21 protein-coding genes are annotated in these 20563 nt (G+C 44.5%); 16 read left to right on the top strand and 5 right to left on the bottom strand.

Going from position 1 to position 20563, the window contains the following annotated elements; translation table 11 throughout:
* Positions 1-100: 100 nt before the first annotated feature.
* Both FAM09_RS03385 and FAM09_RS03380 read left to right on the top strand, forming a co-directional pair.
* Positions 101-1138, top strand: coding sequence for an MBL fold metallo-hydrolase (locus FAM09_RS03385; RefSeq protein WP_243751578.1), 1038 nt, complete (start codon positions 101-103; stop codon positions 1136-1138).
* Positions 1139-1228: 90 nt separating this feature from the next.
* Positions 1229-2512 (top strand): serine hydrolase domain-containing protein, encoded by a 1284-nt coding sequence (locus tag FAM09_RS03380; RefSeq protein WP_136575659.1) that lies wholly within the window; start codon positions 1229-1231, stop codon positions 2510-2512.
* 90 nt (positions 2513-2602) lie between these two features.
* On the opposite strand, the gene FAM09_RS03375 is transcribed toward FAM09_RS03380, so the two are convergent.
* Both FAM09_RS03375 and FAM09_RS03370 read right to left on the bottom strand, forming a co-directional pair.
* Complete coding sequence (locus FAM09_RS03375; protein WP_166437012.1) at positions 2603-4078, bottom strand: serine hydrolase; 1476 nt, start codon at positions 4076-4078, stop codon at positions 2603-2605.
* Positions 4079-4294: 216 nt separating this feature from the next.
* On the bottom strand, positions 4295-4909 hold the full coding sequence (locus tag FAM09_RS03370) for a hypothetical protein (protein WP_136575657.1): 615 nt from the start codon (positions 4907-4909) through the stop codon (positions 4295-4297).
* A gap of 224 nt (positions 4910-5133) precedes the next feature.
* Here FAM09_RS03370 and FAM09_RS03365 point away from each other — a divergent pair, with 224 nt between their 5' ends.
* Genes FAM09_RS03365 through FAM09_RS03355 form a run of 3 tightly spaced genes read left to right on the top strand, consistent with a single transcriptional unit; the run spans position 5134 to position 8102 of the window.
* Entirely contained in the window at positions 5134-5988 is an 855-nt protein-coding gene (locus tag FAM09_RS03365; protein ID WP_136575656.1) for a methylated-DNA--[protein]-cysteine S-methyltransferase, read from the top strand.
* An 11-nt stretch (positions 5989-5999) separates the two neighbouring features.
* Complete coding sequence (locus FAM09_RS03360) at positions 6000-6623, top strand: alpha-ketoglutarate-dependent dioxygenase AlkB family protein (protein ID WP_136575655.1); 624 nt, start codon at positions 6000-6002, stop codon at positions 6621-6623.
* A 51-nt stretch (positions 6624-6674) separates the two neighbouring features.
* A complete protein-coding gene (locus FAM09_RS03355) occupies positions 6675-8102 on the top strand; it encodes a GDSL-type esterase/lipase family protein (RefSeq protein WP_136575654.1) in 1428 nt (475 codons plus the stop codon).
* A 1-nt stretch (position 8103) separates the two neighbouring features.
* On the opposite strand, the gene FAM09_RS03350 is transcribed toward FAM09_RS03355, so the two are convergent.
* On the bottom strand, positions 8104-9084 hold the full coding sequence (locus FAM09_RS03350; protein ID WP_136575653.1) for a GlxA family transcriptional regulator: 981 nt from the start codon (positions 9082-9084) through the stop codon (positions 8104-8106).
* A 277-nt stretch (positions 9085-9361) separates the two neighbouring features.
* Between FAM09_RS03350 and FAM09_RS03345 the strand changes: the two genes are divergently transcribed.
* Positions 9362-9934, top strand: a complete 573-nt coding sequence (locus FAM09_RS03345) for a dihydrofolate reductase family protein (RefSeq protein ID WP_136575652.1) — start codon at positions 9362-9364, stop codon at positions 9932-9934.
* A 67-nt stretch (positions 9935-10001) separates the two neighbouring features.
* Here FAM09_RS03345 and FAM09_RS03340 read toward each other — a convergent pair whose 3' ends face one another.
* Together FAM09_RS03340 and FAM09_RS03335 are read right to left on the bottom strand one after the other, a co-directional pair.
* On the bottom strand, positions 10002-10361 hold the full coding sequence (locus FAM09_RS03340; RefSeq protein WP_136575651.1) for a nuclear transport factor 2 family protein: 360 nt from the start codon (positions 10359-10361) through the stop codon (positions 10002-10004).
* A 149-nt stretch (positions 10362-10510) separates the two neighbouring features.
* A complete protein-coding gene (locus tag FAM09_RS03335; protein ID WP_136575650.1) occupies positions 10511-10972 on the bottom strand; it encodes a carboxymuconolactone decarboxylase family protein in 462 nt (153 codons plus the stop codon).
* Positions 10973-11497: 525 nt separating this feature from the next.
* On the opposite strand from FAM09_RS03335, the gene FAM09_RS03330 reads away from it, so the two are divergent.
* The 10 genes from FAM09_RS03330 to FAM09_RS03285 all read left to right on the top strand — a co-directional run bounded on the left by FAM09_RS03330 (position 11498) and on the right by FAM09_RS03285 (position 20507).
* Positions 11498-11848, top strand: coding sequence for an NADH-quinone oxidoreductase subunit A (locus FAM09_RS03330; RefSeq protein ID WP_136575649.1), 351 nt, complete (start codon positions 11498-11500; stop codon positions 11846-11848).
* A gap of 48 nt (positions 11849-11896) precedes the next feature.
* Positions 11897-12463 (top strand): NADH-quinone oxidoreductase subunit B, encoded by a 567-nt coding sequence (locus FAM09_RS03325; protein ID WP_136575648.1) that lies wholly within the window; start codon positions 11897-11899, stop codon positions 12461-12463.
* Positions 12460-12969: an NADH-quinone oxidoreductase subunit C gene (locus FAM09_RS03320; RefSeq protein WP_136575647.1), complete on the top strand. Its 510-nt coding sequence runs from the start codon at positions 12460-12462 to the stop codon at positions 12967-12969. Before FAM09_RS03325 ends, FAM09_RS03320 begins: the two co-directional genes overlap by 4 nt.
* Positions 12970-12979: 10 nt before the next feature.
* A complete protein-coding gene (locus tag FAM09_RS03315) occupies positions 12980-14146 on the top strand; it encodes an NADH-quinone oxidoreductase subunit D (RefSeq protein ID WP_243751577.1) in 1167 nt (388 codons plus the stop codon).
* Between the two features lie 80 nt (positions 14147-14226).
* Positions 14227-15303 (top strand): NADH-quinone oxidoreductase subunit NuoH, encoded by a 1077-nt coding sequence (nuoH, locus tag FAM09_RS03310; RefSeq protein WP_136575646.1) that lies wholly within the window; start codon positions 14227-14229, stop codon positions 15301-15303.
* A gap of 19 nt (positions 15304-15322) precedes the next feature.
* Positions 15323-15799, top strand: coding sequence for a 4Fe-4S binding protein (locus FAM09_RS03305; RefSeq protein ID WP_136575645.1), 477 nt, complete (start codon positions 15323-15325; stop codon positions 15797-15799).
* A 273-nt stretch (positions 15800-16072) separates the two neighbouring features.
* Positions 16073-16687: an NADH-quinone oxidoreductase subunit J family protein gene (locus tag FAM09_RS03300; RefSeq protein ID WP_136575644.1), complete on the top strand. Its 615-nt coding sequence runs from the start codon at positions 16073-16075 to the stop codon at positions 16685-16687.
* Positions 16684-16998 (top strand): NADH-quinone oxidoreductase subunit NuoK, encoded by a 315-nt coding sequence (nuoK, locus tag FAM09_RS03295; RefSeq protein WP_136575643.1) that lies wholly within the window; start codon positions 16684-16686, stop codon positions 16996-16998. Before FAM09_RS03300 ends, nuoK begins: the two co-directional genes overlap by 4 nt.
* 25 nt (positions 16999-17023) lie before the next feature.
* On the top strand, positions 17024-18964 hold the full coding sequence (gene nuoL, locus FAM09_RS03290; protein WP_136575642.1) for an NADH-quinone oxidoreductase subunit L: 1941 nt from the start codon (positions 17024-17026) through the stop codon (positions 18962-18964).
* 70 nt (positions 18965-19034) lie between these two features.
* Positions 19035-20507, top strand: a complete 1473-nt coding sequence (locus tag FAM09_RS03285) for a complex I subunit 4 family protein (protein WP_136575641.1) — start codon at positions 19035-19037, stop codon at positions 20505-20507.
* Positions 20508-20563 lie beyond the last annotated feature (56 nt).

Below are 20563 nucleotides of genomic sequence, written 5' to 3'. Positions count from 1 at the left end.
GGCAATCAATATCATAGCAGGGATCAATCGTATTGGCAAGTACCGGATCTACTTATTGTGAAAGCAGCAATTTAGTTGTAAAAATTACCCTTTTACGGGCATGACCCTTAATTTTACAGTAAGCACATTAACCATGAAGTTTTTATACCCGGCTGTAAAAGAAGGCAAAAAGTATTTGAACCCGGTGCCTACAAAAGTTGATACCGGCGGAAATATGTTAGGCGTTTTATGGAAGTTCCTCACCAATTCGGCGGAGACATTCCCTAAACAAAAATTAGGACCATTCAGCACCGATGTGTCCATTTACCAGCAACCGGCTGCATCAGGCTTGCGCATCACCTGGGTGGGCCATTCAAGCCTGTTAATAGAAATTGATGGACTGCGCCTGCTAACCGATCCGGTGTGGAGTAAACGCGCCTCCTTTTCTTCCCGCATTGGGCCTCAACGTTTTTTTCCTGCACCGTTGGCTATAAAAGATCTACCGCCGCTCGATGCGATCATTATATCACATGATCATTACGATCACCTCGACAGAAGTGTAATACCACAATTTGCCGCTTCCAATGTGCCGTTTTATTGTTCATTGGGTGTTGCCCAATATTTAATGGCCTGGGGCATACAAAAAGAGCGAATAACGGAGTTGAACTGGACCGACAGTAGAACGATTGCCAATAATTGTACGATAACCGCACTGCCGGCCCGCCATTTTTCAGGCAGGAGTTTATTCAACCGGTTTGAAACGTTGTGGTCGTCCTTTGCAATTAAAACAGCTACACATAACATTTACTATGGCGCCGATTCAGGCTGGTTTGACGGGTTTCATGAAATTGGGGAAGCTTATGGCCCGTTTGATATAACCATGTTGGAAGTAGGCGCCTATAATGAAAACTGGGCCGATATACACATGGGGCCCGACAATGCCATAAAAGCGCATGTAGCATTAAAAGGCAAGTTGCTGCTACCGATCCATTGGGGAACGTTCAACCTGGCCCTGCATCCCTGGAAAGAGCCGGTGGAAAGATTAATGGAACTGGCTGCCCAAATGAACATTCCTTTGTTCCTGCCAAAACCCGGTGAGCCAACGGTGGCTACTGGAAAAGCGTATACTTCACAGTGGTGGGAATCGGCAAAAACATAATCAACCTCCGGTATAAAAGGATCAATTGATCTCCTGAAAGATCGTTAAATTCAGACGTATTTTGCAATTGAAAGATTAAAATTAATTGCTATGAATAGAACGATCTTTGCCATATTACCTATCCTGTTTGCTTTTATCGCCTTTCAATTTTCAGCACCCCATACAGATCAGCAACCACGCGCTGCCATTGTAAGTGCGGAAGTCAGGCACCGTATTGATGCTACTTTAAAAAGATTCACCGATTCCGGTAAAACAGTCGGGGTATCTGCATTGATATTTGAAAAAGGCAAAGAAGTATATTTTAATGCATTTGGTTATGCCGACCGGGAAGCAAAAGTGGCCATGGACCGCAATACCATTGTACGCATCTTCTCCATGACCAAACCGGTTACCGGCGTTGCGTTAATGAACTTGTATGAAAAAGGTGCCTTTCAACTCGATGATCCGCTTTCCAAATACGCACCCGAATTTGCCGACATGAAAGTGTATGCCGGTGTTGACTCCAGCGGTAATATGAAGTTGGAACCGGCTAAACGTCCCATTACCATTCGTGATATCACGCGTCATACCGCCGGGTTTGCGGGTACGGATATTCCTGCGCTGGCTGCCCTGGTCAGAAAAGCGGAATACATGAACCCGAACATTACGCTCAGTGAAATGGCCAAAAGACTGGCCGGCCTGCCTTTGCAATTCCATCCTGGCGATCAATGGGCCTACGGTCCTTCCGTTGATGTACAAGCGTACCTGGTTGAACGCCTGTCGGGCAAACCGTTCGATCAATACATCAAAGAGAATATTTTCGATCCGCTGAAAATGACAAATACCCGTTATGTGGTAGCAGGGAGCCACCGGCAACGTTTCGCGGCATTGTATCATCGCAGCGATCATGGGGTATTAAGCCGTGTTCCTGATAGCCAGGCTAATTACTTCAATATAAAAGACTGGGCGCTGAAACCCGGCGGCTTTGGTCTTACTTCTACCCTCGATGACTACATGAAGTTTGCGCAAATGCTGGTAAATAAAGGCAAATTAGGTAAAGTGAAAGTGTTGAAACCTGAAACAGTGCAACTAATGGCAACCAACCAATTGAGCGATACCATTTCAAAACGCATGTGGCTGCCCAGCAAAGGACGTGTTGGTTTTGGAATTGATTTTGCCGTGCGCACGCAACCGCCCGCTACAAAAGAGGAGAACAATGGAATAGTAGGCGAGTTCTTCTGGGATGGCGCTGCCAGTACTCTATTTTGGGTTGATCCTGTTAATGAGCTCACTGCTGTTTTATTTACGCAACTTGTACCATTCGACCAGGTAAAACTGCATAAAAGTTTTCGTGATGCCGTTTATGGCGAATACCTGCCACAACCTGATAAATAGACCACCATCTGCCACCATCAGTTACTTAAGTAAAATGGGCTGCATCATATTTTGATACAGCCCATTTTATTTCATTAGTATTTTATCACATTAATTTTTCAATTTCTCCACCATCCATTTCGCATGCTCATTCTTGGGATCAACCTGTAATGCTTTCTCGTAATTCTCTAAGGCTTCTTTTTTGTTGCCGTTCAGTTTATATATTTCGCCCAGGTCTTCAAACACCGTGGCATTGGTGGGGTACTCCTGTGCGTTCAATTCAAGAATTTTAATAGCTGCGCTCATTTTCTTTGCCTGCCGCAGATCTCTTGCAACATAGTTCAATTGGCTTGGATCAAAGATCAGCCCCGGGCTCCTGGTTGCTTTCATATTTTTATACTCTTCAATGGCCGCATCAACGCCTTTGTTTTTAGCCGTTGCCAGAATAAGATCGTGCATTGCCCAGATATACCGGTAGGGTTTAACAGGTATGGCCGGATATAAAATATGATAGGCAATATCGTTGATGGGGTTCAGCGAATTGGAAAGGATCACCACGCCTGTTTTCCTGGTCCTGTTCAATAATACGATCGACCGGTAACCAGCGGTAGTGCCATCTTTCCATAAGAATTCCTCACCGTCTTTGGATTTTTCCAGTGTCCAGCCCAGGGTTACCTCGCCTTCCCCTTTGCCTTTGGAAATACGGGGAACGTGCGCTAGTTGCATGGCGGGATACAAGTCTGTTTTAACATGTCCTAAATTAGCTGCTGCAAACGTGAGCATATCGTTTATGTTCGACCGTAAAGCGCCGGTACCGGCAATGGCAGGCATGTCCCAGTTGGGAGCGGGTGCGCCATACTCCGTATGTCCTATAGCCAGGTTATTTTTTTGAGCCGGTGTTAATGTGATGGTAGTGTGGGTTAGTCCCAAAGGCGTGCCAATCCTTTCTTTTACCAGGGTTTCATAGGGTTTACCCGCCACCTGTGCCAGAATATGGCCTAACAGTCCATAACCTGGATTGGAGTATTTGAACCAGGTGCCCGGCGCATAATCGAATTCAGCCCTGCTGATGTAATCATACAACTGCTCAACAGTATAATCAGCATATGGGTTGTCGAGGTTCCTGGGATCATTGTTATCCGGAAAGCGCGGCCAGCCTACGGAGTGCGAGGCCAGGTGCAGCAAGGTGATCGGTTTTCCATTTTTCACTGGTACCTGCACGTTGGCCGGCAGGTATTTCGAAATAGGATCATCGAGATTCACCTGGCGCTTTAAGCTCATATCGGCCAGCAGCAGCGACGTAAATACTTTGGTGATGGAGGCTATTTCATATATAGTATTTCCATCTGGCGGTGCTGCTTTTTTATCACTGAAAGAGCCCGCGCTGATGATCTCCCGTTTGCCCGTTGAATCGATGGTGCCTACAATAATGCTGGCGCTTCTTTTAAGGTATATTTCTTTTTCAATAATGGCTTTAATGGAGTCTACAGGCAATTGTGCTGAACTGATGAAACAGGTTGTAGTAAATAGAATGCCGGTCAGGATACTGCTTAAAAAGACCTTGCTTTTGTTTTGTAAAATTGGCATGTTCAATAAGATTAATAATAGGCATGGTCGCATAGACGCATGTTATAATAAAACGCAATTATTCAGGTAATTATTTTTGTTGGGTTGAAGTGGAGTGCCCGGGCTGAAGGACACTAAATTAATACATTATGTATATTAAAAAAAATCCTGCCGGCTTTTATCGTGTAATTTCTTACAAGATAAGCCGGCAGGAATATTAATGAAGTTCGCAATAATTTACCGCCCATTGGCCCGTAATACTACGATGTCTTTCTGCACCTGGTCGTCATACGTTTTTTTGATGATGTAATGCCAGTTCCGCTCCGATACGTCTACGAAAAAGATGTCTCCTTTCTTATGCGCGGCAACGGCGTCCTGTACTTCTTTCGGGAACATCAGTTCACCAAAGAACCAGTCGGTATCGCCTTTTGTTTTATTGCCATCCATGGTGTACTGGTCGCTCAATTGCTCCCACGAAGCACCGGGGGCTGATGCTTTCTGCACGATCAGCTTTTTCAAGCTGTCAATTTCCGAATTGGTTAAAGAACTGCCATCGAGGAAAATATAACTGGCGCGGTAGGCCACCGATTCTTTTGCTTCAACCACTTTATAAGTAACATACCCCACCGAAAAGATATCGCCCTGTTTTTGGCGCAATAACCGTTTGTCGATAAGGGTGGAATCCTTGCCATGCGTCAGTCGCAATATGGCCGGCTTTATGTCCGGATTGGCATCTACGAATTGTTGGGCCTGTTGAACATTTCCGATCTTTTGGAACCTTTCCACCAACGTTGGTTGTGCAATAACAGATGCTGAAAAAAGCACTGATAAGACAGACAAGCTGAATTTCATATTTATATTATTTTCTGTTGCGTGTTAAACGATCTCAGTTTCCGGGCAATAGGGGTGACCTGAGGTTTGGAAGTTACTATTTTTTAACAGATCGGGTCACGCAGTTTTGTGAAATAAATTCAAAAATATTTGCAAAAACTCAGCCATTTTTGTGGTAAACAGCGCAAGAATCGGGTTTTACAACCGGGCTGCTTTGGGGAGATTTGCGGTATAAAATAGTGTTTATGGAAAAGCAACAGGAAATAAATTATAACCGGATAGCGGAAGCTATTGATTTTTATAAACAAAATTTCAGGGAGCAGCCTTCGCTTGACGTGGTAGCCGAACATGTTCATATAAGCCCTTTCCATTTTCAGCGCATGTTTAAAGATTGGGCCGGCGTTACGCCTAAGCAATTTCTGCAATACCTGACCCTGGAGCATGCCAAGCAGGTGCTGAAGAAAGGACAGGCGGTAACCTTGCTGGATGCAGCCTTTGAATCGGGCCTTTCGGGCACCAGCCGGCTGCACGATCTGTTTATTAAAGTAGAAGGCATGACCCCGGGTGAGTATAAGAACGGCGGCGAGCAACTGGCCATTAATTACAGTTTTGCCGAAAGCCCCTTTGGCACCATCATCATAGCGTCAACGCATAAGGGTATTTGCTATATGGCATTTGTAGATGAGGAGGAGGAAACGGCACTGCAGCAATTAAAGAGCCATTTTCCCAACGCAAAGTACCGGCAACTGTCCGACGTTATTCAACAGAATGCCCTGTTCATCTTTACCCAGGATTGGAACAAACTTCATGAGATCAAATTGCATTTGAAAGGAACGCCTTTCCAGATCAAAGTATGGGAAGCATTGCTGCGGATCCCCATGGGCGAATTATCAACTTATGCCGGTATTGCCGGAAAACTGAATAGCCCCCTGGCATCCCGGGCAGTAGGCTCCGCGGTTGGCAGCAACCCCGTTGCCTTTCTTATTCCCTGCCACCGGGTGATAAAAGCAAATGGCGAATTTGGCAATTATCATTGGGGCAGTACCCGCAAGCATGCCATGATCGGCTGGGAGGCTTCCAAACTTTCTTCTGCATCCTAAAATTTACTGATATGGACCTATTCAGCACCGGAATAAATGAAACGGTAAACTATTTACCGAAAGATGGAACAGTGAACTATTATGGCAAACTGCTAACCCGTACCCAGGCAGACCACTACCTGGAAAAACTTTTAACGACCATTGCGTGGAAAAACGACGAAGCGGTCATTTTTGGCAGGCACATTATTACCAAAAGAAAAGTGGCCTGGTATGGGAACGATAATTACAGTTATACCTACTCCAATATTACCAGGCATGCCTTAAAATGGACAAAGGAATTACTGGAACTAAAGGAACTGGTGGAAGGAAAAACGGGTGACACCTATAATTCGGTTTTATTAAACCTGTACCATAACGGCGATGAAGGCATGGCCTGGCACAGCGATGATGAAAAAACATTGGGCGAGCATGCTGCCATTGCATCATTCAGTTTTGGTGCAGAAAGAAAATTCTCATTCAAACATAAGCAAACAAAAGAACTGGTATCCATGATGCTTGAACATGGCAGTTTGCTCGTTATGAAAGGAACCACCCAAACCCATTGGCTGCATTGTTTACCCAAGTCAAAACGCATAACCACGCCGCGGGTGAACCTTACCTTCAGAACAATGATCCCGCAACAGGTAATCAAGTGATCAGGCATATTGATTTGGAAAAATGCAGTACTTTAGCAGGCATTCTGTCGTATGAAAAAGATATCGCCCAACCATTGCAGTGTTCTTGTTTTCCTGCTTATACACATTTCTGTTATTGCGCAAAAAACCATTCGCATTTCCTGCGTTGGCAACAGTATTACCGCCGGTTCGCGGCTGGCGCATCCGGAGAAAGAAGCCTATCCGGCTCAACTGCAACAATTGTTGGGGAGTGGTTATGAAGTAAAGAATTTTGGGGTAGGGGGCAGAACGGTTATTAAAGATTGTGATCGATCTTACATGGCCACGCCGGCTTACAAGGAGGCATTAAACAGCAACCCCGATATTGTGACGATCAAGTTGGGCACCAACGATAGCCGCCTGCCTTACCGGTTGCAGATAGATAGTTTTATAGCGGATTATAAAACCCTGGTGCGTTCTTTTCAAAACCTGCCTTCGCATCCGCGCATAATTTTATTACTGCCGGTTACTTCTTACCTCACAGATACCATGCGCCAAACAGAGCAGGCGATTGCAAAGCTGATACTGCCACGCATCAGGCAGGTAGCGTTTGAAGAAAAACTCGAATTGATAGACCTGCATAGCATCACGGCTGATATGCCCACAACATTTCCCGATAGTCTGCACCCTTCCGCATCAGGCGCCGCTATTCTGGCAAAACGGGTATACGAAGCAGTGACCAGTAAAACAGACAAAACTTTTGATATTTTTAAAAGGATAAAAGCGCCTTTTACTGTTTCTTCTTTTTATGGATACGATTGCGCCGATTTTTCTTTTAATGGCAGAAAAGCCAAAATAGTAAAACCCCGCCGCGCAGCGGAAGGAAAACCCTGGATCTGGCGTGCCCGTTTTTGGGGCGTAGAACCCCAAACCGATATTGCATTGTTAGACCGCGGTTTTCATTTGGTGTATTGCGATGTGGCCGAATTGTTTGGCAATGCAGAAGCGGTTGCCGCGTGGAATAAATTTTATTCCTTTCTGCAAAAAGCAGGCTTGTCGAAAAAGGCCTGCATGGAAGGCTTTAGCAGAGGTGGCGTATACGTGTATAGCTGGGCTGCACAAAACGCGGGCAAAGTGGCTTGTGTTTATGTTGATGCTCCGGTATTGGATGTAAAAAGCTGGCCCGGTGGTAAAGGAAGTAGTAAAGGCAGCGCTGCCGATTGGTCGACATTTAAGAAAGATTATGGCTATACCACTGATTCAGCAACCATTACCTTCAAAGGCAATCCCATTGATAAAGTAGCACAGATCGTTAAAGGTGGTTACCCCATGCTGCATGTAGTGGGCGATGCTGACGATGTGGTTCCGGTGAATGAAAACACGGCCATCTTCGAACAAAAGGTGCTGGCCCTGGGCGGAAAGATCCAGGTCATTCACAAACCGGGTGTAAATCATCATCCGCACAGCCTGGCCAATCCTGCACCTATTGTGGATTTTATATTAAAAGCCACCGGCAGGTAAATTAAACGGTTACCGCTTCCTTATTGTATTTATTGCGGTATTCAATGGGGGAAAGACCGGTAATTTTCCTAAACACGGTTCTGAATGCTTTTACGTCGGAGTAACCTACGTCATACATTACCTCGTTCACATTTTTACGGCTGTTCTCTAATTGTTTTTTTGCAGCTTCAATTTTTACCCGTTGTATATATTCGATGGGTGTATTATTGGTGGCTTTTTTAAAGCGGCGGATAAAATGCCGTTTGCCAATGGCATATTTTATGGCCAGCTCTTCTACTGAAATGCGCTCCGTAACATTCTTCTCAATAAATTCCTGCGCCTGTTTAATAGGTTCGTCTTCGTGCTTTTTTTGCCCATTGAACATGATGAATGGCGATTGCGTTTTACGGTCAATTTCCAGGGCATATATTTTAGCGGCCATGATGGCCATTTCCCGGCCGGCATGTTTTTCAACCAGGTGTAACAGCAGATTCCAGTAGGAGGAAGCGCCGCCGCTTGAATATAAACCCTGTTGCTCAGTCACGATCCTGCCATCAACCAGCGTTACTGCCGGGAACATTTCGCGAAATTCATTGGCCGTTAGCCAATGGCTTGAGCATTCTTTTCCATTTAGAAGTCCGGTAGAGGCCAGCAAAAAGGCGCCGATGCATAAGCTGGCGACTTCTGCTCCCTGGTTATATTGGTCCACGATCCAGGGAAAAAAGCCTTCGTTCTTTTTGATCGCTGATTTCAGGTTACCGCCAATGGCAGGCACCATGATCAGGTCGGTTTTCTTAACATCCCCGATCAATACATCGGCATGAACCGTAAAGGTGCCGTTGTGCAATTGCACTTCTTTGGTGAGCCCTACGAGTTGCACTTTAAATGCCGGAGGTTTGCCGGCTGATTCAAGAAAGTCATTTACGCCGGTGAAGATGATCCGCGGGTCTACAATGCTTGCCATTACCGCATCATGAGGAATGAGAATGCTAACATGTTTCATGGTTATTTAGCAATTTGTCGTTATAAATTAGCTTTCAAGCTGCACGCTGCAAGCAAATACAAAGACAATTTACTGTTCATGTCTTCGCCATGAGGATTGAGCAGAATTAGTTTATGCCTTTTTCCCTTGTTGCCTTTATGCCTTGCTGGTTCGTTGCCTTCTTTCAAATAAAGGTAAGAAACTATAAAGTCGCGAACAACCCGCCAGGAAGTCATTTTCACACTCTGTCAAACCTAATAACCGTCGGTAAATTTGTATCAACGATAAACAGTGCAAAATGCGAAAAGTAATTGTATCCATGAATGTGACGCTGGATGGTTTTATGGCCGGTGAGCATTGTGAACTGGACTGGCATTTTAAGAGTTGGAATGAAGAGATGGCGCGGGCAACGGCAGAACAACTCAGCAAGGCAGATACTATTTTACTCGGTGGCATTACCTACAGAGGCATGGCGCAATACTGGAACTCGAACCCGGTTAATGCGATCCGGCCACGGGAAGACCTGGATTTTGCCTCTATGTTGAACAGTTATCCTAAAGTGGTTTTTTCCAAAACCATGTCAACCGTTACCTGGAATAATGCCAGGCTGGCCAAAAGGGATATTGGCGAAGAGGTAGCTGAATTGAAGCACCGGCGGGGAAAGGATATGATCATATATGGAAGCGGGAAAATAGTAGCGGCGTTAACAAAGCTCGGTTTGGTTGATGAGTTCCGGATGTGGGTGCATCCTGTGGTGATCGGTTGTGGTAAACCGGTATTTAAAGAGTTGCCCGGTATGCTTGACCTGGAATTGTATAAGATAGAAGCATTCAGTTCGGGCGTGGTGATCTTATATTATACTATTAAATAAAAACCTGTCAGGTCTGAATATCGGGTGATTACCATCCGAATAATGGCCTGACAGGTCTTCTTTCAAATTAAACATAAAACTGTTCCGACACGATCTTCCCATCTTTTACCTGGTAGGCGCAAAGTTCGGTCATATCCCAGTGTTGCTTGTCCTTCATGGTAACATCCATGTGCATGGTGCAGGCAAATGAATTATCGGCTACCATAGGATCCGATACTTCCAGTTTGTGCATCGTGTCTACCATGCGCTGAAACTTTTCTCCCTTTTCAATGATCGCAGGAAGTCCTTTTGTTTCTTTTTTGAATGCATCTGTAGCATACGGTTCTATGCTAATAACATCTTCGGCAAATAGCTCTTTCTGGGCTGTTTCAAATTCGCCTTTGCGGCAAAGTTCAACCAGGCGGTTGGCAATCTGATTCGTTGTCATGGCAATTTATTTTATATGAAGCTACTTAAAAAAGCTCATTGTAATCCACGGCTGATCGATTTCGGTTTTTGCGTAAAATGGCTATCCAGGATGAGGATAGCCATTTACTATTTTCTGGGTGGTTTTGTAAATGAGGTGTTATTAAGTGATTAGTTAAATTGTCCCACTTTATAATTACCGGGTACCGTTCTGAATGAAATATTGAGCCGGTTCCAGCTATTGATATTGGCAATGGCCATGGTAAGATCGGCTATCTCTGCTTTTGAAAAGTATTGGGTAAGCGTTTCAAATAATGCATCTGTAATGCCGTGTTGATGTAAATTGGTTACAGCCTCTGCATAGGCCAGTACGGCTCTTTCTTTGTCACTGTAATAAGGACATTCTTTCCAGGCTGTCAGGGAATACAGGCGCTGTTCGGTTTCGCCCAGGGCAATGGCCTCTTTATGATGCATGTCTAAACAATAAGCACAGCCGTTTATTTGCGAAACGCGGTATTTGATCAGTTCCTGCAGTTTAGGATCTATCCCTGATTTTTTAAGGTACATTTCTGTTTTAAACAATCCATCGAATAAACCTTTTGTTACGTCGGTAAATGCAATTCTCTGTTCCATTTTGTATTTATTTTATGTTTTAAATCGTTTTGTGTTAATAAAACAAAATGGAGCTTCGAAACGTGACAAGGTTGTGGGATTTTTTAAAAAAAAGTTTTTTTGCGAAAAAATTACCACACCTTATATAATGGGATTGCCGTGAGCGTGAGGTGAACTTGATTATTGTCAAGAAGCGGGGAGGCGGGTGGTATGTACTAATTATATTAGTATTATTGTTGTGAGAGATTTGAAGTTATGATGTTTTAAACCCTTATCATGTAATGGCGAAAGAGAATAAAACAAATTTGTCCATTTTCTATATGTAGAGAATTTTCTTCTTACCAGTTCTGGCCGTTCCAAAACCAGTGCATGCTTTATATTTCCAGTAAGTTGCCACTTTTGTTAATGAATTATGCAATTTCTCACCGCCCATAGAATTTGAAACCGTTAGGCCTCCCCATAAATCCGGCATAAAATGTTGCAATTGAAATAAAAATGCTAAATTTAGAATCAGCAGCCGATTCCAAATAATTTCAAATTCGCCATATGGGACCAGTCTCGCTCCTTGTATTAACCATCGCTGCCATTCTATTCTCGGCCGGCGGCATACTCGTATCAAAATTTTTGGTAAGGGGATCGGTGAATGCGCAAAAAGGTGAACCCTATGAATGTGGCATTCCTTCTGAAGGCTCTCCATGGAATCAGTTTAATGTTGGCTATTACCTGTTTGCCCTGTTGTTCCTGATCTTTGATGTGGAACTGATCTTCGTGTATCCCTGGGCTGTTGTTGTTAAAAAGGTTGGACTAATGGCGCTTGTTGAGATCGCCATTTTCTTTTTTATATTATTTACCGGTTTTTTATACGCACACAAGAAAGGCGCATTAAAATGGATGTAGGCCCCCTCTAACTCTCCGCTGGCGGAGAGAATAAGACTGGTTATCAATATGGAGAACAACATAAATAATGAGATAGAAACCGCATCCCAGGGGAACGAGCAATTCCCCGGACAGGTGCATGACCTGCCCGGGGGTGGCGTCATCGTAAGCTCATTTAATGATATCATTAATTGGGCGCGCTCCAACTCTTTATGGCCGCTCACCTTTGCTACCAGTTGCTGCGGTATTGAAATGATGTCGGTAGCTTCTTCGAAATACGATTTCTCCCGCTTTGGTTTTGAAGTGGCCCGGGCTACACCCCGGCAGGCCGATGTGATCATCATCGCCGGCACCATTGTAAATAAAATGGCCCCGGTGCTTAAACGCCTGTACGATCAAATGGCCGATCCAAAATATGTGATCGCCATGGGCGCATGTGCCATCAGCGGCGGTCCCTTCTTCTATAATACGTATTCAGTTGTAAAAGGCGCTGATCATGTGATACCGGTTGATGTGTACATTCCCGGTTGCCCGCCCCGGCCGGAAGCTTTATTGCATGCATTGATCACTTTACAACAAAAAATAAAGAGCGGATTGACCCGTGAACAAATACGGGCAGAAAAGCAATTGTCATGACGAAAGAAGAATTAAAAGAACATATAACAAATTTTCAGCCGAACGCTGTTTTTGATGAAACCGGCGAATGGTTGAACGTACAGGTTGAAGCGACTGAATGGAAACCTTTTGCGCAATGGTTACGGAATGATTTGCTGAACATGGATTATTTGTTTTGCCTCACTTGTATCGATTGGGCGCAGACGGCTGCGGGAAAAACGCAGGCCCCCTCCAACTCGCCGCCAGCTGGCGGAGGAGGGGTATTAACAATGGTGTATCATTTTTCGTCTACTGTTTTCCGGCACACCATTGTTGTGAAAGTAAAGCTCGACCGTAACAACCCTGAAATAGAAACCGTATCGGATCTTTGGAGAACGGCTGAATTTCATGAGCGGGAAGTGTTTGATCTGTTTGGTGTGCGGTTCCTGCATCACCCCGATCTGCGGCGATTGGTTTTGGCCGACGATTTTGAGGGGCACCCGTTGCGAAAAGATTTTGATGACCCCGTAAATATGATAAAGTTGTAAACATTGGAATTTGTATAGAGAAACGCAAATAATTAATTCTGGTCATACAATTCTCTCCGCCGGGGGGGATTTAGGGGGCGCTGCCGATGGCGGTGAGCTGGTAATTAATGTAGGTCCGCAACACCCGGCAACGCATGGTGTGTTGCACCTGGTGATCACACTGCAGGGAGAAACCATTCAAAAAATTGAACCGCATTTAGGTTATATACATCGCAGCATTGAAAAAATGTGCGAAAGCCTCAGCTACCGGCAATTCATTTATGTTACCAGCCGCATGGATTATTTGTCGGCCCATATTAACAACCATGCCTGCGCGCTTTGTGTTGAAAAAGGGTTGCAACTGGAAATACCACCGCGTGCCCGGGTGATCCGCGTGCTGATGGATGAATTGACCCGCATTGCCTCACATGAATTGTGGTGGGGAGCAATGGCAATGGACCTCGGCGCTTTTACGCCGTTTTTTTATGCCTTTCGCGAACGGGAAACCATTAACGATATAATGGAAGAAACCTGCGGTGCCCGTTTAACCATGAACTATATGGTGCCGGGCGGGGTGATGTATGATATACATCCGAATTTTCAAAAACGAGTGAAGGATTTCATTCAGCTTTTCAATAATAAGATTGATGAATACGATGACCTGGTGACCGGCAATATTATTTTTCAAAACCGCACCAAAGGGGTTGGCGTATTAACAAAAGAAGATGCTATCTCCTTTGGTTGTACCGGGCCGGTTGGCAGGGGAAGTGGTGTGCCATGCGATATCAGGAAACTATATCCGTATGAAGTGTATGATAAAGTGTCGTTTGATGAGATCATTGAAACAGGCGGCGATAGTTATGCCCGTTACCTGGTAAGGATAAAAGAAATGAGGCAATCAATTCGGATCGTTGAGCAATTGATCGATAATATTCCCGACGGCGAATTTCAGGCAAAAACAAAAGCCGTCTTGAAATTGCCCAAGGGCGAGTTTTATTCCCGGGTAGAAACTGCCCGCGGCGAACTGGGTGTGTACATAGTTAGTGAAGGCGGCACTACGCCGTACCGGATAAAATTCAGATCACCGGGTTTTTCGAATTTGTCGGCCTTGGACCATATCAGCAGAGGCAGTAAAATAGGTGATTTGATGGCGATAATGGGAACGTTGGATTTAGTGATACCGGATATAGATAGATGAGTGTGAAATGAGAAATAAGAAATGAAGAATGAAAAATGAGAAATGAAAATGGGGAAGAACGAATTTAACTCTTATTAACGATGTTCAGCCTGGAACACATAACAAACTCAATTCAACAATGGTTGTACAGCACGTTCAACCCAACCATGGCATTGATACTGGAATGCACCATTGTCATGCTATTGGCGATCGGGTTATTTGCTGTACTGGGTTTGGTATTGGTGCTGATGGAACGTAAAGTAGCGGCCCGCATGCAGATCAGGTTAGGGCCAAACAGGGTAGGGCCCAGAGGTATGTTACAAACTGCTGCCGATACCCTGAAGCTGATGATGAAAGAAGGGCTCACTCCCAATGGCGCTGATAAATTCCTTTTTAATCTCGCCCCTTTTATAGTGATGATCGCGGCAATGTTGATACTTGCACCTATTGCATTTGCCAAAGGCTTTCAAATTTGGGATATTAATATTGGCGTGCTGTATGTGTCGGCGGTTTCATCTGTTTCTGTGATCGGCATTTTGATGGCTGGCTGGGCCAGTAATAACAAATACTCTTTGCTGGGCGCCATGCGCAGCGGCGCACAGATAGTCAGTTATGAACTGTCGGCCGGATTATCGATCATTTCTATTGTAGTACTTGCAGGTAGTTTACAGATCTCGGATATCATTGCCTCGCAACAAACCGGTTGGTGGCTATTTCGTGGCCATATTCCTGCTGTCATCGCTTTTGTGATTTTTATTATTGCTGTAACGGCAGAAACCAATCGCGCTCCATTCGACCTCGCTGAAGCAGAATCGGAATTAACAGCGGGTTTTCATACAGAGTATTCGGGAATGAAGTTCGCGCTGTTTTTCCTGGCTGAATACATCAACATATTTATTGTATGCGCTATTGGCGCCACTTTATTTTTAGGTGGGTGGATGCCATTGCACATCGGTCATTGGGAGGGCTTTAATCATATTATGGATTATATCCCCTCTTCGGTATGGTTCCTGGGTAAAACATTTTTCCTGATCTTTTTGATCATGTGGTTCCGGTGGACTTTCCCCCGGCTGCGGGTTGATCAATTGCTGAGCCTTGAATGGAAATATTTGTTGCCCATCAGCATGTTCAACCTGTTGCTGATAACGTTGATCGCAATTATGGGCTGGCATTTCTGATGCCTGTAAAAACTATAACATGTTTATAAAAGAATATATCTCGGATGTGTATCGGGCAGTATCATCCCTGCTGAAGGGAATGAAAACAACGGGCCATTATTTTATCCGGCCCAAAGAGATCATTACACAGCAGTATCCCGATAACCGGGCGCAAATGAAATTGCCCGAACGCTTCCGGGGTGAAGTGGTGATGTCGCACGATGACAATAACGAACATGCCTGCACAGGATGCACGGCTTGTGAACTGGCTTGCCCGAATGCGACCATCAAGATCATTACAAAATTTGATACTACGCCCGAAGGCAAGAAGAAAAAGGCGCTGGACACATTTGTGTATCACCTTGAGCTATGTACCATGTGTAATTTATGTGTAGAGGCTTGCCCGACCAGTGCCATAAAAATGGCGCAAACTTTTGAACATAGTGTGTACGATAGAAATAAGTTGTTGAAAAAATTAAATCAACCGGGATCGAAGCTAAGGGCAGGGGTAGAATGAATATTGAACCTGCCTGCCGGCAGGCAGGTATCGAATGTTGAATATTCAATGGCGAAGTTGAAGGAAAGGCAGAGAGATTAAGAATTAGGAATGATAAATAAAGAACAGAGAAAGTGAAATACAGCTACAAGCTGCAAGCAAAGGCAGAACACAGAGCGACAAACTCCAAAGCCGGGATCCGGTAACCAACAGGTGTTTGTGGTTTTCATTTGGAGCCTGGGTTTTGTGATTTGGATTTTTTCCCTGGATCTTGAAATTTGAGTTTTGAAATTTATGACTGCATCTCAAATCATATTCTATCTTATTTCAGCCTTTGTGCTGGGAACGGCTGTTTTGGCAGTAACTACCCAAAAGATATTCCGTTCCGCCATCTGGTTGTTGTTTAGCCTGGTTGGCGTGGCAGCCTGGTATTTCTGGATGCAGGTAGAATTTGTGGCGGCCGTTCAAATTATAGTATATGTAGGCGGTGTAGTAGTACTGATCATCTTCTCTATTTTTCTAACGCAGCAATCGGGCAGTGAAATGCCAAAGCCTCCATTGAAACGCATTCTTTTTTCTTTACTGGCCGTGCTGTTTGGCTTTGCTTTTTCGTATCGCATTATCTATGAATATGGTTTTACACCAGCGATTCCGGCAAAACCATTTACGGTACCTGTGTCGGCCATTGGCGAGCAAATGCTCGACACCAGGCAATATGGTTTTGTGTTGCCTTTTGAAGTAGTAAGTATGTTGTTGCTGGCAGCAATGATCGGTTGTATTGTCATTGCCATGAAAACAGTTCCCAAAGGGAAAACTGTGCAAAAGCATATACCACCCATTGGCACAAATGGATCAGGTAAATTAATCACTGAATCAAAAGACCTGCAGGTGGAGGAAAAAACAACATGAGCAGCATTCCATTAACACATATCCTGTTTGTTAGCACTGCCCTGTTTTTCATTGGCATGTACGGACTGTTCACCCGGCGCAACCTGATCACCATGCTCATGTCTATTGAGCTGATCCTAAACAGCGTGAACATCAACTTCGTTGCTTTCAACAAATACCTGTACCCTGATAAGCTGAATGGCGTTTTCTTTTCCCTGTTTATTATAACTGTTGCCGCTGCTGAAGCAGCCGTGGCTATTGCGATAATCATTAATCTGTACAGAAACCACAGATCGATTGATGTGGAAGAAACACAGGAAATGAAATATTGAATGTAGAATATTGACCATTTACCATATGGATTACTCTACTTATATAGCACTCATACCATTACTGCCACTGGCAGGCTTCGTGATCTTAGGCCTGTTTGGGCAGAAACATTTTGCCAGGTCGGCGGGCATATTGGGTACGCTGATCTTAGTGGTCGTAACTGTGCTGGCATGCTACACCGCGTATAATTATTTTTTTATAAGCGGAAAAATAAACGGCGTGTACCAGCCGGTCACAGCATTACAATATACCTGGTTGCAATTCTCGCCCGGCTTGTCTATCGATATGGGCATCCTGCTCGATCCCGCTTCGGTAATGATGCTGGTTGTGGTAACTTTTGTTTCCCTGATGGTGCATGTGTTTAGTCTTGGTTACATGAAAGGTGAAAACCGGTTCGCCATCTATTATGCCTTTCTTGCATTGTTTACATTTTCGATGCTTGGTTTGGTACTTTCTACCAATATATTGCAGATCTATATTTTTTGGGAACTGGTAGGTGTATCTTCTTTCTTACTCATCGGTTTTTATTACGATAGACCGACTGCTGTGGCGGCAGCTAAAAAAGCATTTATTGTTACCCGTTTTGCTGATCTGGGATTTTTGATCGGGATATTGATTCTCGCATTTTATAGCGGCACGCTCGATTTTGGTACATTGATACAAAGATTAACAGATACAAATTCGACGCCATGGTCGCAAATTGCCGGGACTACTTTCCTGGGTTTCCCCGTGCTGAGTTGGGCGCTAACTCTGGTATTTATTGGCGGCGCGGGCAAGTCGGCCATGTTCCCGCTGCATATCTGGTTGCCCGATGCCATGGAAGGGCCTACACCGGTATCGGCATTGATCCATGCAGCTACCATGGTGGTGGCCGGTGTGTACCTGGTAGCCCGATTATATCCGGTGTATTTAATTGATTTGTCTGTATTGCAGATAATTACATGGATAGGCGCTGTCTCAGCTTTTCTCGCCGCCATTATTGCCTGCACACAAACGGACATCAAACGGGTGCTGGCTTATTCTACTATTTCACAGATAGGCTACATGCTGTTTGTATTGGGTGTGCCTGCGTTTGGAACAGCTACCAATAGCGGTTACAGTGCATCGCTCTTTCATTTGTTTACCCATGCTTTCTTTAAATCATTGTTGTTCCTGGGCGCAGGTGCGGTTATCCATTTTATTCATACCAACGAAATGAGCAATATGGGTGGTGTGCGAAAGTTCATGCCATTGACGCATATTACATTTTTGATTGCTTGTATGGCCATAGCCGGCATACCACCTTTGGCCGGTTTTTTTAGTAAGGAAGAAATTTTGATGACGGCCTGGGAAAATAATCGTTTCATTTATTACATAGCATTAATCACATCCGGCATTACCGCCTTTTATATGTTCCGCTTGTATTTCTGTATTTTCTGGAACAAACCGCCTGCACATGGTCATAGTAGTAATGAACATGGCGAAGGTACTGTTAGTATGAAACTGCCATTAATATTCTTAGCGGTGGCGGCGATAATGGTTGGGTTTATTCCTTTCTCACATTATGTATCATTCAACGGGCAGGGAGAAGAAATTGCCATTCCAATAAGTTTCTCCATTGCACCTGTTGCCATGGCCATTGCCGGTATTATGCTGGCGTACATACTTTATTATAAAGAAAATCAGCGACCGCAAAAACTCGCGGCTGCATGGGGTGGGTTGTACCGGGCGGCCAGGCAGAAATTCTATTTTGATGAACTGTACCTGTTCGTCACTAAAAAGATCATATTTAACGGCATAGCAAAACCCGCCGCCTGGATAGACAAGTATATTGTTGATGGATGTATGAATTGGCTGGGGTTAACAACTACCCGTATTTCAGAGCAGATAAAAGCATTACAGTCGGGCAGTGTGCAATCTTATGCCATATATTTTTTTGGGGGAATTGTAGCCTTGGCGGGGGTGTTTATCTATTTATTAAAGGCATAAAGGCAACGAGGCAAGAGGTATAAAGGGAAGCATTAGTAAGCAACATAAAAATAAACCAGTAAACATAAATATGTCGTTATCGATACTCATAATACTACCACTTATCACAGCCATAGCACTGTTATTGTGTAATGGCTTGCGGCAGGTACGCGTGGTAGCGTTAAGTGGCGCGGTTGTGCAATTGATCTATGCTTTTATACTGCTTGTTGCTTATTGGCAACAACGTGCCGCCGGCGATCAGGCGCTTATGTTGTTTGAAGAAGATTATGTTTGGTTTACGCCGCTCAACATTCATTACCATATTGGCGCCGATGGTATTTCCATTGCCATGATCCTGTTGACCGCCTTTGTGACCATTGCAGGAATATTGGTTTCGTGGTCGATGGAAAAGCTGAATAAAGAATTTTTCTTTCTGCTGACGCTCTTAAGCATGGGCGCCTATGGCTTTTTTATATCGCTCGATCTATTCACACTTTTCTTTTTCCTGGAAGTGGCGGTTATTCCCAAATTCCTGCTCATTGGTATCTGGGGCAGCGGACGAAAAGAATACAGCGCTATGAAACTGGCCCTGATGTTGATGGGCGGCAGCGCATTGGTTTTTGTTGCTTTGGCCGGCATTTATTTCAATACTCAAACTGTCGCAGGCGAACATACATTTGATCTGTTACAGATCGCGCAATTGCATATACCGGTAGAGGTGCAAAAGATCTTCTTCCCCTTTGCCTTTGTTGGTTTTGGTGTTTTTACCGCTTTATTTCCATTTCACACCTGGGTGCCTGATGGACACTCATCGGCGCCTACCGCTGCATCGATGTTTTTGGCAGGCATATCCATGAAGCTGGGTGGTTACGGATGTTTGCGGGTGGCAACGTTATTAATGCCTGAAGCAGCACAAGCTTATTCATGGATCATCATCATGCTCGCCACCATTGCCATCATTTACGGTGCTTTCGCTACCATGATGCAAACCGATTTGAAATACATCAATGCTTATTCTTCTGTTAGCCATTGCGGGTTTGTGTTATTGGGCATAGGCATGTTAACCAAAACGGCTATTATGGGAGCGGTAATGCAAATGGTATCGCATGGATTGATGACGGCTCTTTTCTTTGCCGCCATTGGCATGTTGTACGATAGAACGCATACGCGGCAGGTAGCTCAATTGGGTGGCTTATTGAAAGTGATGCCGTTCATTGCTACAGTATTTGTAATAGCCGGTCTGTGTTCGTTGGGATTGCCAGGGTTAAGTGGTTTTGTGGCAGAAGTAACGGTCTTCATGGGCGCTTGGCAAAATGCAGAAGCCTTGTACCGCATTGCAACTATACTAGCCTGTGCGTCTATTGTAGTAACGGCCGTATACATCTTAAGAGCCATGGGTAAAGTGATCATGGGGCCTTTGCAAGTAACGGATAGTGGGTCATCATTGGGTAATACCCTGACTGATGCCGGCTGGAATGAGAAGGCAGCGGCTGCTATTTTAATAATTGGAATACTGGCTATTGGTATTGCGCCTTTCTGGCTTACGGAACTTATTAAGCAATAGGGAATGGCAATCGTGATACGTGAAAGGAAAGCCGGGGCATAAAGGCAACGAGGCAG

Origin of the sequence: Niastella caeni (genome assembly GCF_004834005.1) — a bacterium.
GTDB lineage: Bacteria > Bacteroidota > Bacteroidia > Chitinophagales > Chitinophagaceae > Niastella > Niastella caeni.
The sequence above is the reverse complement of the archived record's forward strand: the minus strand, read 5'-3'. Positions and strand labels throughout refer to the sequence as shown.